This is a genomic window from Gardnerella sp. DNF01141 (assembly GCF_049244255.1).
GTDB classification, from domain to species: domain Bacteria; phylum Actinomycetota; class Actinomycetes; order Actinomycetales; family Bifidobacteriaceae; genus Bifidobacterium; species Bifidobacterium vaginale_E.
The window spans coordinates 1,448,806-1,462,126 of record NZ_CP058391.1; the positions used below are offsets into that span (position 1 = coordinate 1,448,806).

11 protein-coding genes are annotated in these 13,321 nt (G+C 42.3%); 10 read left to right on the forward strand and 1 reads right to left on the reverse strand.

Annotated elements, in window-relative coordinates; genetic code table 11:
* Window positions 1-136 precede the first annotated feature (136 nt).
* The 4 genes from typA (at window position 137) to HXT35_RS05670 (ending at window position 4,708) form a co-directional block, all read left to right on the forward strand.
* Window positions 137-2,062 (forward strand): translational GTPase TypA, encoded by a 1,926-nt coding sequence (gene typA / locus HXT35_RS05655; protein ID WP_004128664.1) that lies wholly within the window; start codon window positions 137-139, stop codon window positions 2,060-2,062.
* Window positions 2,063-2,105: 43 nt separating this feature from the next.
* The gene (locus tag HXT35_RS05660) at window positions 2,106-2,513 is read left to right on the forward strand and encodes a hypothetical protein (RefSeq protein WP_004128663.1); all 408 of its coding nucleotides are present in this window, start codon (window positions 2,106-2,108) and stop codon (window positions 2,511-2,513) included.
* A gap of 81 nt (window positions 2,514-2,594) precedes the next feature.
* Entirely contained in the window at window positions 2,595-3,593 is a 999-nt protein-coding gene (locus tag HXT35_RS05665; protein WP_004128661.1) for a prephenate dehydratase domain-containing protein, read from the forward strand.
* Complete coding sequence (locus tag HXT35_RS05670) at window positions 3,587-4,708, forward strand: prephenate dehydrogenase (RefSeq protein ID WP_421788005.1); 1,122 nt, start codon at window positions 3,587-3,589, stop codon at window positions 4,706-4,708. The genes HXT35_RS05665 and HXT35_RS05670 overlap by 7 nt, the downstream gene beginning before the upstream one ends.
* 38 nt (window positions 4,709-4,746) lie before the next feature.
* On the opposite strand, the gene HXT35_RS05675 is transcribed toward HXT35_RS05670, so the two are convergent.
* Window positions 4,747-5,040, reverse strand: a complete 294-nt coding sequence (locus HXT35_RS05675) for a DUF6725 family protein (RefSeq protein WP_004128657.1) — start codon at window positions 5,038-5,040, stop codon at window positions 4,747-4,749.
* A 78-nt stretch (window positions 5,041-5,118) separates the two neighbouring features.
* Between HXT35_RS05675 and HXT35_RS05680 the strand changes: the two genes are divergently transcribed.
* The 6 genes from HXT35_RS05680 to HXT35_RS05705 all read left to right on the forward strand — a co-directional run bounded on the left by HXT35_RS05680 (window position 5,119) and on the right by HXT35_RS05705 (window position 13,283).
* Entirely contained in the window at window positions 5,119-6,087 is a 969-nt protein-coding gene (locus tag HXT35_RS05680; RefSeq protein ID WP_004128656.1) for a tyrosine recombinase XerC, read from the forward strand.
* Window positions 6,088-6,469: 382 nt separating this feature from the next.
* On the forward strand, window positions 6,470-8,107 hold the full coding sequence (locus HXT35_RS05685) for a peptide ABC transporter substrate-binding protein (RefSeq protein WP_421788007.1): 1,638 nt from the start codon (window positions 6,470-6,472) through the stop codon (window positions 8,105-8,107).
* Between the two features lie 213 nt (window positions 8,108-8,320).
* Window positions 8,321-9,247 carry an ABC transporter permease gene (locus HXT35_RS05690; protein ID WP_308582983.1) on the forward strand — a complete coding sequence of 309 codons (927 nt, stop codon included), beginning with the start codon at window positions 8,321-8,323 and terminating at the stop codon, window positions 9,245-9,247.
* Between the two features lie 14 nt (window positions 9,248-9,261).
* Window positions 9,262-10,239, forward strand: coding sequence for an ABC transporter permease (locus tag HXT35_RS05695; RefSeq protein ID WP_421788010.1), 978 nt, complete (start codon window positions 9,262-9,264; stop codon window positions 10,237-10,239).
* 24 nt (window positions 10,240-10,263) lie between these two features.
* A complete protein-coding gene (locus tag HXT35_RS05700; protein WP_004128648.1) occupies window positions 10,264-12,279 on the forward strand; it encodes a dipeptide ABC transporter ATP-binding protein in 2,016 nt (671 codons plus the stop codon).
* Window positions 12,280-12,416: 137 nt separating this feature from the next.
* Window positions 12,417-13,283, forward strand: coding sequence for an exodeoxyribonuclease III (locus HXT35_RS05705; protein ID WP_004128646.1), 867 nt, complete (start codon window positions 12,417-12,419; stop codon window positions 13,281-13,283).
* The last annotated feature ends 38 nt before the right edge of the window (window positions 13,284-13,321 follow it).

A 13,321-nucleotide genomic window follows, 5' to 3' on the forward strand; every position in this document is an offset into this window, starting at 1 on the left:
AGTAAAATCGGCGAGGTTTGGCAGTCTGCCGATTTTGGTTTTGCCAATAACGTATTGCGGCTATTTAATTAGCTTCATGCTTAAGATAGCTGCTCGTAAATAATTACTTAAACGCTAAGAATGGAAGAGGTTTGTGATGACTGTTCGCGGTGATATTCGAAATGTGGCAATTGTGGCGCACGTCGACCACGGTAAGACCACTCTGGTAAACGCCATGCTTCAACAGTCTCACGTATTTTCTGAGCGTGAAGAAGTTCCAGATCGCGTTATGGATTCCAATGATTTGGAACGCGAAAAGGGCATTACTATTCTTGCTAAGAACACTGCTGTGCAGTACACCGGCCCGTTGGCTGAAAAATATGGTCACCCAGAAGGCATTACTATTAACGTGATTGATACCCCTGGCCACGCTGATTTTGGTGGTGAGGTTGAGCGCGGTATTTCTATGGTTGACGGTGTTGTTCTGCTTGTTGATGCTTCTGAAGGTCCACTTCCGCAGACTCGTTTTGTGCTTCGCAAAGCTTTGGAAGCTAAGCTTCCTGTGATTTTGTGCGTGAATAAGGTGGATCGTCCGGATGCTCGCATTGAAGAAGTTGTTGGCGAATCAACAGATTTGCTTCTTGGTTTGGCTCAGGACGTTGTTGAGGAAGGTATTGATCTTGATCTCGACGCTTTGCTTGATTTGCCGGTAATTTATTGCGCTGCTAAAGCCGGTTACGCTTCTGCAAATCAGCCAGAAAATGGTGGTTTGCCAGATAATGACAATTTGGAACCACTGTTTGATTCTATTATTTCCAACATTCCAGCTCCGCAATACGAAGAGGGTGCTCCTCTTCAAGCTCATGTTGCAAACATTGATTCCTCCGACTTCCTTGGACGCTTAGGCTTGGTTCGTATTTATAACGGCGTTTTGGAAAAGGGCAAAACTTACGGTCTTTCTCGAGTCGACGGCTCTATTGAAAACTTCCGTGTTTCTGAGCTTCTTCGTACTCAAGGTTTGGAGCGTACTCCTGTAGCTTCTGCAGGTCCTGGCGATATTGTGGCTGTTGCTGGCGTTAACGACATTATGATTGGCGAAACGATTGTTGATCAGAACAATCCAAAGCCTCTTCCGTTAATTCATGTTGACGATCCTGCGATTTCTATGACTTTCGGCGTAAATGATTCTCCTCTTGCTGGTACTGAAGGAAAAGATCATAAGCTTACTGCTCGTATGATTAAGGATCGTTTGGACCGCGAGCTTATTGGTAACGTTTCTATTAAGGTTATTCCAACTGAGCGTCCAGATGCTTGGGAAGTTCAGGGTCGTGGCGAGCTTGCGTTGGCTGTGTTGGCTGAGCAGATGCGTCGCGAAGGCTACGAGCTTACGGTTGGCCGTCCTCAGGTTGTTACTAAGACTATTGATGGTCAAATTAACGAGCCTATGGAAAGTACAACTATTGACGTTCCAGAAGAATACATGGGTACTGTTACACAGCTTATGGCTGATCGTAAAGGCCGCATGGATTCTATGAGCAACCACGGTTCTGGTTGGGTTCGTTTGCAGTTTACTGTTCCTTCTCGTGGTCTTATTGGTTTCCGCACGGCTCTTCTTTCTGCTACTCGCGGAACTGGTATTGCAAGCTCTATTTCCGCCGGTTATGCTCCATGGGCTGGTCAGATTGTTACTCGCCAGAACGGTTCAATGGTTTGCGATCGTAAGGGTGTTGCAACTCCTTATGCTATGCAGCGTTTGCAAGCTCGCGGCATCTTCTTTGTGGATCCGCAAAGCCCAGTTTACGAAGGTCAAATCGTTGGTATTAACAACAAGCCAGACGAGTTGGATGTAAACATTACGCTTGCTAAGCATATGACTAACATGCGTTCTTCAACCGCTGATGTTCTCGAAACTTTAACTCCGCCAATTAAGATGAGTTTGGAAGAGTCTCTTGATTTTGCTAACGAAGACGAGTGTGTGGAAGTTACACCTGAAGCAATTCGTGTTCGCAAGATTATTTTGAGCCGTGACGAATGGTATAAGTGGCGTGCTAAGCAGCGTCGTCAAAATAATAATGCTGCGTGATGCATTCTCGAAAATACTATTTGTAAATTAAGGCTGATTTATTATGACAGCAAAACCGTGGTCGCATCGCTTACCTTTATGGGGTAGGTATGCGACCACGTGTGTTTCTTCTGCAATATGTGCGCTAATTGGAACTTTTGTGCATCGTGCTGGAGCAATGGATAATTTGCCATATGGTTTTGTTGTTGCCATAATATTACTTGCGCTTTCTGCTTGGTGTTCCAGAGCTCGTAGTGGATGGTGGGGATTATTTATTCACGCAGTAGTTTTTTCTTCTGTTGTATGGATTCTAGCGCTTGGTTTTATTGGTAGTGCAATTCTTGTTCCTGTAGGATTTACTATTCCTATGCCTTGGTGTGTGAAATACGTTGGGTATTTTTGGCTTTATGGCATTCTTATTGCTCACGCAATTTTGCTTTGTATGCCTCAGCGTTGGTTTGTTGTTGAATAGTGTTAAATAAGTAAAGAATTTACAGTAGTCTTTACAATAGTTTTGACAGTATTTTTTACAGTGGTCTTTAAGGAAATAGTCATGGATAGTAATAAGAACAGTAATAGTGCTCGTAAATTATGTTATTTAGGGCCGGAAGGTTCTTTTACTCATCAAGCTGCTTTAAAAGTTCAACAGCAGTTACAATCATTTGATAATTTGCAACTTATTCCAACTGCTTGCGAAAATGTTCTTAGCATTGCTAGTGAAATTGAAGAGCATAACCATTGGGGTGTTATTGCGTGGGAAAACAATATTGAAGGCGTTGTAATACCTAATTTAGATTTACTAATCGATGCAAAAAATATGGTTGGCATTGCTCGCGTAGGCGTTGATATTAGTTTTGATGCTGTTATTTGCAAGTCAGATTCAATTGATAACTGTTCGACTATTGTTGCTCACCCTCACGCGCTGGCGCAATGCCGTAAGTTTGTTCAAGAGCGCGGGTTGCAAGAAAAAACTGCGTCTTCAAACGCTGCTGCCTGTAGAGATTTAGTTCCTGGCGAAGTTGCTTTATGCCCTAGAATTTGTGCAGATTTATACAATAGGCGGATTGTGAGCGAAGGTGTTGAAGATTTTTCCGGTGCGCGCACTGAGTTTTTAGTATTAGCTCCTCGAGATGAGGTTTTAGATTTTGTTAATATTCAGCGTGAAAACTTTTCATCATTTTCATCAATTATTGCTTTTATTCCGCGTTGCACAGGCGCTGGCGTGCTAGCAAATTTGCTTGACGTTGTTCGTGATCATGGTCTTAATATGACTTCTTTTATGTCTAGACCGATTAAAGGGCAGGATGGTTTATACAGTTTTATTGCAACAGTTGATTCTGCCCCTTGGGATTCTATGTGTAAAGATATGATTCAAGAGGTTCTTGAGCATGGAGATTGGGTTCGAGTCTTAGCAGTGTATCCTTCTGAGAAGCGCAATAATCCCGTGATGAACGATTGGATGCTTCCTAATGGCGGAGTGTGTGTTGATCCTTCGGTTGATTCTTTGCGCAATTTGAACGTAATGCAGGCAGAAAGAGAATTATTATGGTAGAGAACGCTGAATTTTCTCAAAATTTTTCTGTTGGTATTGTAGGTCTTGGTCTTATTGGTGGATCTCTTGCAAAAAGACTTGCAAAATTGCCTGAATGTAGCGTTTATGCGTGGAATCGTCATCATAATCCATACGAAGAAGCTGAAAATTTAGGAATTGACTGCGTAGAAAATGTGCAAGATTTAGCTAAGCTTCGCCCAAACGTCCTAATTTTGTGCAATTCTCTATCTTCTATGCCAAGTATTTTGCAGGAAATCGCACCTTATGTTGACAAATCTCGTACAACTATTAGCGATGTTGGTAGTGTAAAAGCTTTAGTTCGTGAGCAAGTTGCTGCGGCAGGTTTGCAGGATTGTTACGTTGGTGCGCATCCTATGGCGGGTAGTGAATTTACTGGTTGGAAAGCTTCTAGTGCTGAGCTTTTAAATGGTGCTTTGTGGGCTTTAACTGTTGATAACAACACTGAGTTTTGGCGAGTTAGCAATGTTTTACGAATGATTGTTTCGCTATGCAAGAATCGTGCAATAGTTTTAGACGATGAAACGCACGATAAGTCTGCAGCTCTTATTTCTCACATGCCTCACGTTGTTGCAACAGCTCTTGCAAACGTATTATGTGAACAGTCTAACCGCGCTATTGCTTTGCAATTATCTGCAGGCTCTTGGCGAGATATGACGCGCGTTGCTCTTACGGATCCTCAACGCACGCGCGCAATGGTAAGCGAAAATCGTCATAATACTGCGAAATTATTGCGTTCTGTAATTTCTGAGCTAACTTTTGCTGCAAATATGTTGGATAAAGATGAGCAACTTGCTGACGATGATGAGCAAGAGTTTTTTGCTAAAGCTCAATCGTGGCGAGAATATAAATATCAGCAGCGCAAATCGTCTAAAACTAATACGAATCAAAGCGATGATACGAATCAAAGCGATGATACGAATCAAATAGATGATGCAAATATTAGATTGTGGAAGTATGTTTCCAGCAGCAATTGGCAGAAAGATTTGCTGGATTCAGCGCGCTTAGGTGAATCTATTGTTGAAATCTGCGGATTTAATACCAACGAATCTTCGCAACTACTATTGCGTGCAAATAGTTCGCTAAACAACTTATAATGTGAGTTCCTTGCTTGCTGTTGCGCGAGTTTTAATGTCTATATTTTAAGCGGCTTTTGGAATTTGCGTTCCGGAATTGGCTTTAAGCGTGCAATTGTTCTGGCATCAATGAACATTTCTTCGGCAGCTCTAGTGCCGTTTGCTGCAGGATCTCGAAGTAAGTGAAGCGTTTCTCCATCCCACTCGAGTACGTGCCCAATCGCATCATGATACTCGATTTTTTGCACTCCATCGTTATTTTCTTCTATAATTTTGTATGTTCTTACTACTATGCGCGTGCCTGCAGGTATTCGCTGTGGTAGTGTAGTCAAGTTTTTTATACGTGTTTCCATAACATGCTCCTTGTTGTATTATGCATGTGGCTGACGCGTATGGCAAACGTTTATAAAGTTACGCAAGGGTGATTAAGCATGGAAAATAAGCGAGTGGCTTCCAATAGTTTCGTAAATTTTCCTGCCCAATATGCGAGTTTAGTAGATGATTACATTACGTATGTGAGCGCGAATAAGGGCTTGGGGGAGCGCACGAATCGAGCTTACACAATTGATATTAAACAGTGCTTATCATGGTGTAATCGTCATGGTTTTAAAAATATTTCAGATCTTACTACGGATGATTTGCGCTCTTGGATGGCAGACGCTTCTAGAAATCATGCTCGTTCAAGCTTGGCTAGAAAAGTTGTTGCGGTGCGCGGATTTTTCGCATGGTGCCAGCATGTTGGGTTTATAAATAGTGATCCTGCAGAAATTTTGATGACTCCAAAAATTAAGAATGTTCTTCCATCTGTTTTAGATGAGTCTCAGGCAGAAGCGCTAATGAATAATATTGATTCTAAAGCTAATGATTCATCTTCGTGTAATAAAAATCAGAAAGCTGTTGAACTTCGCAATGCTGCAATTATTGAGCTTTTATATGCCACCGGCATTCGCGTTGGTGAGCTTACTGGCTTGAACATTCAAGATATTAATTTTTCATCGCATACTATAAAAGTTACAGGTAAGGGAAATAAGCAGCGCGTTGTTCCTTTTGGGATTCCGGCCGCAAAAGCTTTGTCTGAATGGCTTTCAGAGAGCGGGCGAAAAATTTTATTGAAAGATTCTGCACAAACTGCAATATTTCTTGGCGCTCGTGGGAAGCGCATTGATCAGCGATTAGTAAGACAAGTAGTTCATGATGCGGCTAAAAGTGCGCATGTGCCGGATATTTCTCCGCACTCTTTGCGCCACAGTGCGGCTACACACATGCTTAACGGTGGAGCAGATTTGCGCGAAGTGCAAGAATTGTTGGGTCATTCTTCGCTTAACACTACTCAACGCTATACGCATGTATCTATAGAAGCGTTGAAACAGCGCTATTTACAAGCTTTTCCGCGTGCTTAATTATCTGTATAATAAATACATAACTTTTCGCTAATTAACAAAGCCTTTACATAATATATTACATAATTTACATATATGTAATATATCTAAATTAGTAAAAAACAGTAAAATTTATTGATAAAATAGTAATTTTTTTGGTTTTTACGCGAAAAAATGGTGTTTTAATCAGTAATTTTTATATATAAACAATAAATTTTACAATTTACTTATTCTCTTGCATTGTTTGCAAAAATACGTATTATTGAATTTTAATCAACGAAGAGGCCTTGTCATTGGCTAAAAAAATCCATCTGGCAATAAAACTAGATGGATTTATTTTATTCATGACTTGGCTTTTTGTATTGATATAGCATCCTGCCTACCAGACGTTAGGAGAATAAATATGAAGAATAAGGCTTTAGCTTTTGCTGCTGCGGCCTGCTCGCTGGCCATGTTGCTTGGTGGTTGCGGCTCATCTGCTTCGAAGACTGCGCAAACAAACGGTGGAAAAGTTATTATTACCGTAAATAACACTGAGCCACAGAATGAATTGGTGCCTGGCAACATTAACGAAAACGCTGGTGCACGTCCTGCTATGTTGGTCAACTCAACGTTGATCACTTTTGATGAAAAGGGCAATCCGGTAAACGAGGATGCTGAAAGCGTGACTCCAAACGCAGACGCAACTCAGTACACTGTTAAGCTTAAGGAAGGCAAGAAGTTCAGCGATGGTACTCCTGTTACCGCTGAAAGCTTCACCAAGGCTTGGAGCTTTGTTGCTAACGCTAAGAATGCACAGAAGTGCGCTTCCTTCTTCCAGACCATTAAGGGTTATGACGAATTGCAGAAGGATGGCTTAAAGGGCGACGAACAGCTTTCCGGTTTGAAGGTTGTAGATAAGAACACCTTTACCGTTGATTTGAAGCAGCCAGATTCCGTGTTCCCAATTAAGGTTGGCTACTTGGCATTCGCTCCACTTCCAGAATCCTTCTACAAGGATCCAAAGGCTTATGGTGAAAAGCCTGTTTCCTCCGGTCCATACTTGTTCAAGTCTTGGGATCACAACAGGCAGATTGAAGTTGTGAAGAACCCAGCTTACGAAGGCCCTCGCAAGGCTCAGAATGATGGCGTTACCTTCAAGATTTACACCGATGGTAATGCTGCTTACCGTGACGTACAGTCCGGCAACCTCGATATGACCGATAACATTCCAGATACTGAAACCAGCAACTTCCAGAGCGATAGCACAATCACTGCTTACAACAAGCCTGGTTCTGTAATTCTTCAATTCACTATTGCTTCCAGCCTCCCACACTTCGATGTTAAGACTGAGGAAGGCCGCTTGCGTCGTCAAGCAGTTTCCATGTCTATCGATCGTAAGGCAATTGCTGAAAAGGTGCTGAACAAGACTGCTGCTCCTGCTAACGACTTCACTTCTCCAAAGACCCCAGGCTATGATCCTAAGTTGAAGGGTAGCGAGCATTTGAAGTTCGATGCAAAGAAGGCTAAGGAATTGTGGGCTAAGGCAGATGCTATTTCCAAGTATGATGGTCCTCTTACCTTCACCTACAATGCTGATAACGCTGTTGCTAAGTCTGTGTTCGATGCAGTTGTGAACTATGTGAAGAACAATTTGGGTGTTAAGGCAGAAACTACGCCAATCCCAACCTTCCAGGAGTTCCGCGATGCATGCACCAAGCGTAAGATTAAGGGCGCATGGCGTGCAGGATGGATGCCAGATTACCCAAGCCCAGAAAACTACTTGACTCAGCAGTTCGCTTCTGTTGCAGCTGATGGCAATGGTTCTAATGATGGTGATTACAAGAATACAAAGTTTGATGAATTGCTTACTAAGGCTACTGCATCTTCTGACGCAAGCGAAGCAACTAAGCTTTATCATCAAGCTGGCGAAACCCTTCTTGAAGATCTTCCATCTGTACCACTGCTCTACATGAATGCTAAGGCTGTTATGAATCACAATTTGAAGGGATTCGTAATGGATTGGCAGAACATGCCACTTTATTACCAGCTTCATAAGTAAGATTTAAATCTTCATATGGAGTTTATATAAATTAATTTCATGATATTCAGAAAAATACTTAATTCTGATATCACCTATCAATAATTTAATACCGCGTATAGCGAAATTGCTACTCCAGTTTAAGGAATGAAGGAAGTAATCCAAAAATTTCTTTAACTGGAGTGGCACTTTGTTGTTTTTGCGAGTAATTGTTAACAATTCAAGGAGAATCCGATGGGTAAGTACATTCTGCGTCGAATTTTGCAGATGATTCCTGTTGTTCTCGGCACAACATTATTGGTTTATGCTTTAGTATTTGCTTTGCCGGGTGATCCGGTAACTGCAATGTTTGGCGATAAACCAGTTAATCCTGCTGTCGCAGCACAAATTCGAGCTAATTATAATTTAGATAAACCATTTATTATTCAATATTTACTGTTCTTAAAGAATGCGCTTACTCTTGACTTTGGCCAAACCTTTGCGGGTCAGCCTGTTATTGATGAGATTGGTCGTGCATTCCCTGTAACCATTCAGCTTGCTGTTATGGCGTTTGCATTTGAAGCTCTGTTTGGTGTAACTTTTGGTATTATTTCTGGTCTTAAAAAAGGCAAATGGTACGATAGCGTAATTCTTATTGTTTCTCTGCTTCTTATTTCCGTGCCAACCTTCGTAACTGGTTATGCTATGCAGTATTTGCTTGGTATTAAGTGGCATATTCTTCCTCCTAATGTAAGTAATGATCCTGGATTCTTAGATATGCTTACTCCTGCAATGGTTCTTGGATCTGTATCTATGGCATATGTAATTCGACTTACAAGGTCTGAAGTTTCGTCAAATATTGCGCTCGACTATGTTCGTACAGCTCGTGCGAAGGGTTTAAAAGAAAGCTCGGTAATTATTCGTCATATTTTGCGCAATTCGCTTATTCCTGTAGTTACTTTCTTGGGCCAGGATTTGGGTGCATTGATGGGCGGCGCTATGATTACAGAAACAATATTTAATATTCATGGTATTGGCTTCCTTACTTATCAAGGTATTTTGAAGGGTGAAAGCAACCTGGTAGTTTCTGTAGTTACCTTGCTTATGCTGATTTTCGTAGTCAGTAATTTACTTGTTGATATCTTGTACGCGGCTCTTGATCCGCGAATTCGTTACGCGTAAGGAGAAGCATAATTATGCAAGAAAAAGTTGAGGAAAATTTGACTGCTGCAGATATTGCTCTTCCAGGACAGGAACGTTACGTTGCTTCCTTGGATGAAACTCCGTTACAAGAAGTTGATTCCGTTGACGAGTCTGCTCCTGCTACGAGCATGTGGGCTGATGCTTGGCGTACTTTGAGACGAAATCCTTTGTTTATTATTTCCGCAATATTGATTATTGCAATTTTATTTATTGCATTATTCCCAGGATTGCTTGTTAAGCAAGATCCTATGTATTGTGTACTTAATAACTCTTTGATGCCAAGGTCTTCTGGTCATCCTCTTGGATTCGATAAGCAGGGATGCGATATTTACGCTCGTGTAATATACGGAACTCGCACTTCTGTAACAATCGGCATAATTGCTACAGCTTTGGTTGTTTTAGTTGGTTCTTTAATTGGTGCTATTGCAGGCTTCTTCGGAGGTTGGGTTGATGCTGTTCTTAGCCGCATTACCGACATCTTCTTGGCTTTGCCTATGCTTCTTGGCGCTATAGTTGTTCTCCAAATGTTTAGAACCACAAAATCAATGTGGAAGATAATTCTAGTTATGGTTCTATTCGGTTGGGTTAGTGTTGCTCGAATAGCTAGAAGTGCTGTTATGGAATCAAAGAATCTAGAATTTAACACAGCTTCTACAGCTTTAGGATCTAGGCCTATACGAAATCTCTTTAGGCATATTATCCCAAACTCTTTGGCTCCAATCATTGTTGTTGGCACAACTTCTCTCGGCTCCTACATCGTGTTGGAAGCAACACTTAGCTTCCTAGGTATTGGTTTGCCAACTACTACAGTGAGCTGGGGTGGAGATATTGCTACTTACAGCAGGTACTTCAATAATAGTCCAGAAGTATTGTTCTATCCGTCATTTGCGCTTGCTATTACAGTTCTTACCTTCATTATGATGGGTGACGCTGTAAAGGATGCGTTGGATCCAAAGAGCCGTAAGGCGTGAAGTTAGCGTGGAGGAATAAAACTTATGAGCATTTCAACGCATAAAAATGTAGACGCTCTCGCTATGCAGCGTGAGCAAGGTCCATTGCTTGAAGTGAAAAATCTTCAGGTTGATTTCACTACTGATTCTAAGAAAGCTGTTCACGCTGTTCGAGATGCAAGCTTTAGCGTATATCCCGGCCAGTGGGTTGCAATCGTAGGTGAGTCTGGTTCTGGAAAGTCCACTTCTGCAATGGCAGTTTTGGGTTTGCTTCCAGGAACAGGTCATGTTACGGGCGGCTCTATTAAGCTTAATGGCCAAGAAATTAGCAAATTAAAGCCAAAAGAGTTTGCTTCTTTGCGCGGTACTGCAATGGGCTTGGTACCTCAGGATCCTATGAGTAACTTGAACCCTGTTTGGCGTATTGGTACACAGGTTAAAGAAGCTCTTCTTGCAAATGGTGTTGACGTAAGCCATGAGAAGCGTTCTGCTCTTGCGGAAGCTCTTGCAGGTGATGCTGTAGAAGTTAAAAGCAATGAGGACGAAACGTTCCTCGGTTCTAAAGAATTACCAGAATTGATGGAAGTTGCACGCAAGTCTTTGGCAGAAATCGGACTTGATGAATTCAAGATGAATGAAGCCATGGGCTACTACAAAAAAGAGTGGGTTCCAGGTTCTGAAACTCGTTGGCGCGTTGCAGACGATTTAATCAAGTACGGTGTGAACGACGACAAAGCTTGGGAAATTGCCAAAAAGTATGTTGTTGGCGCTAATGTTGACGACCGTATTGCAGGTTTACTTGATGAGGCTGGTTTGCCTGATGCTGCAACTCGAGCACGTCAGTTCCCGCACGAGTTCTCTGGTGGCATGCGTCAGCGTGCGTTAATTGCCATTGGCTTGGCTTGCCGTCCAGATTTGCTGATTGCAGATGAGCCAACTTCCGCACTCGACGTTACCGTGCAAAAGCGCATTCTTGACCATTTGCATACGCTTACTGATTCGCTCGGAACTTCCGTTCTGTTCATTACTCACGATTTAGGTTTGGCCGCAGCTCGCGCACAGCACGTTGTTGTTATGTATAAGGGTCGTGTTGTTGAATCTGGTCCATCTTTGGACGTTTTGCAGCATCCACAGCATCCTTATACTAAGCGACTTGTTGCTGCCGCTCCAAGTCTTGCTTCTCAACGAATCATTTCCGTTAAGGAGCATGGTGGTAACGCGGATAATTTGCTTGAGCATCACGTAGTAGGTGAGCAAACTCTTGAAAAGAGTGAGCATATTATTACAGTCGATCACTTAACCCGAGAGTTTAAGCTTCCTCGCAAGAAGGAGCTTTTCAAAGCTGTTGACGATGTTTCGTTCTCTATTAAACGCGGAACAACGTTGGCAATTGTGGGTGAATCCGGTTCTGGTAAGTCTACTGTTGCAAACATGGTTTTGCGACTTCTTAATCCAACAAGCGGAACTGTTACTTACGAAGGCAAGAATATTGCTGACTTAAAGGGTGCGGATTTGCTTGATTTCCGCCGTCATGTTCAGCCAGTGTTTCAGAATCCTTATGGTTCGCTTGACCCAATGTATTCGATTTATCGTTCTATTGAAGAGCCTTTGCGAATTCATAAGATTGGTGATAAAAAGAGCCGCCAGAATCGTGTGCGTGAACTCTTGGACATGGTTCGTATGCCTGCTTCTGTTATGACTCGCTTCCCGAACGAGCTTTCAGGCGGTCAGCGTCAGCGCATTGCAATCGCGCGCGCAATGGCATTGGATCCGGACGTTATCGTTTGCGACGAAGCTGTGTCGGCTTTGGATGTGCTTGTGCAAGATCAGGTTTTGCATTTGCTTAACGATTTGCAAGCGGAGCGCGGATTGAGCTACTTGTTCATCACTCACGATTTGGCAGTGGTTCGTCAGATTGCGGACGAGGTTGTTGTTATGCAGCACGGCAAGCTTGTTGAGCACGCTACAACCGACGAAGTGTTTGATCATCCTCAAAAGGAATATACTCGTGATCTTCTCGACGCAATTCCTGGTGGAAACTTGGAGCTTGGATTAGATTAAATTAAATAATACAAGCTAATAATAAAAGGTGCAGAGTTTATAACTTGGTTAATAACTAGGTTTATAAATTTCTGCACCTTATTTTTTGTTTTACGTAGCGTGCATATTTGTGTAACGCGCATATTAGAGTTAGATTTATGATCACAATTACTACTTCAAACTTAAATGGTATTCGTGCGGCCGAGCGTAAGGGGATGCTTGACTGGTCCGATTCTCACACTCCTGACGTGTGGTGTATGCAAGAAGTGCGCGCTCCGCAGGATGCAATCGACCCAATTATGACAAAAATTGAAATGGGATATCGCGCGTCTGAAAATATCTCAAATCCTGTAGAAAACGATAATTTTACTTATGCAAACGAAGTTTGCCGCATAAAAGGTCGAGCTGGGGTAGCGCTAGTAACATCACTTCCTGTAATTGAAAAACGATACGGTTTGCCCGGCTTAAGTGATGATGTTGATTCTGGGCGATGGGTTGAAACTGACGTTCGTACTCCTGAAGGGTATGAAATTACTATTGCTTCAGTGTATGTTCACGCTGGAAACGTGGATGATCCGCAAAAAATGCAGCAAAAATTCCGCTTCTTAGACACAATGCTTATTCGCTTGGGGGAGCTTAGAGATATTGCTGCAAGTGGCGGAAATCAAGCGATTTTGTGCGGTGATTTTAATATTGCGCATACGCCGTTAGATATTAAAAACGCTAAAGCAAATGAAAAAAGTGCAGGATTTTTGCCGGAGGAACGCGCGTATATTGACCGCTGGATTAACGAGTATGAATTTGTGGACGTTATGCGCATGCTTGCGGGAGATATTCAAGGACCATACACTTGGTGGAGTCAGCGCGGCAAAGCTTTCGACAATAACGTTGGTTGGAGATTAGACTATCAGTTTGCAACGCCAGAAATTGCAGAAAGCGCTTGTGGCTTTGTGATTGATCGGGCTGAAAGTTATGAGGCAAGATGGTCGGATCACGCGCCTTTAACCATAAAATACGGTGTGTGATTATTAATCACATAACTGAAATAAATAAAGTAATAGCA

What these genes read in the sequence shown, in the direction of transcription:
- HXT35_RS05665 (WP_004128661.1), top strand. Translation starts at nt 2,595, where the DNA reads ATGGATAGTAATAAGAACAGTAATAGTGCTCGTAAATTATGTTATTTA.
- HXT35_RS05675 (WP_004128657.1), bottom strand. Translation starts at nt 5,040, where the DNA reads ATGGAAACACGTATAAAAAACTTGACTACACTACCACAGCGAATACCT.
- HXT35_RS05685 (WP_421788007.1), top strand. Translation starts at nt 6,470, where the DNA reads ATGAAGAATAAGGCTTTAGCTTTTGCTGCTGCGGCCTGCTCGCTGGCC.
- HXT35_RS05705 (WP_004128646.1), top strand. Translation starts at nt 12,417, where the DNA reads ATGATCACAATTACTACTTCAAACTTAAATGGTATTCGTGCGGCCGAG.
- HXT35_RS05670 (WP_421788005.1), top strand. Translation starts at nt 3,587, where the DNA reads ATGGTAGAGAACGCTGAATTTTCTCAAAATTTTTCTGTTGGTATTGTA.
- HXT35_RS05680 (WP_004128656.1), top strand. Translation starts at nt 5,119, where the DNA reads ATGGAAAATAAGCGAGTGGCTTCCAATAGTTTCGTAAATTTTCCTGCC.
- HXT35_RS05660 (WP_004128663.1), top strand. Translation starts at nt 2,106, where the DNA reads ATGACAGCAAAACCGTGGTCGCATCGCTTACCTTTATGGGGTAGGTAT.
- HXT35_RS05695 (WP_421788010.1), top strand. Translation starts at nt 9,262, where the DNA reads ATGCAAGAAAAAGTTGAGGAAAATTTGACTGCTGCAGATATTGCTCTT.
- typA (WP_004128664.1), top strand. Translation starts at nt 137, where the DNA reads ATGACTGTTCGCGGTGATATTCGAAATGTGGCAATTGTGGCGCACGTC.
- HXT35_RS05700 (WP_004128648.1), top strand. Translation starts at nt 10,264, where the DNA reads ATGAGCATTTCAACGCATAAAAATGTAGACGCTCTCGCTATGCAGCGT.
- HXT35_RS05690 (WP_308582983.1), top strand. Translation starts at nt 8,321, where the DNA reads ATGGGTAAGTACATTCTGCGTCGAATTTTGCAGATGATTCCTGTTGTT.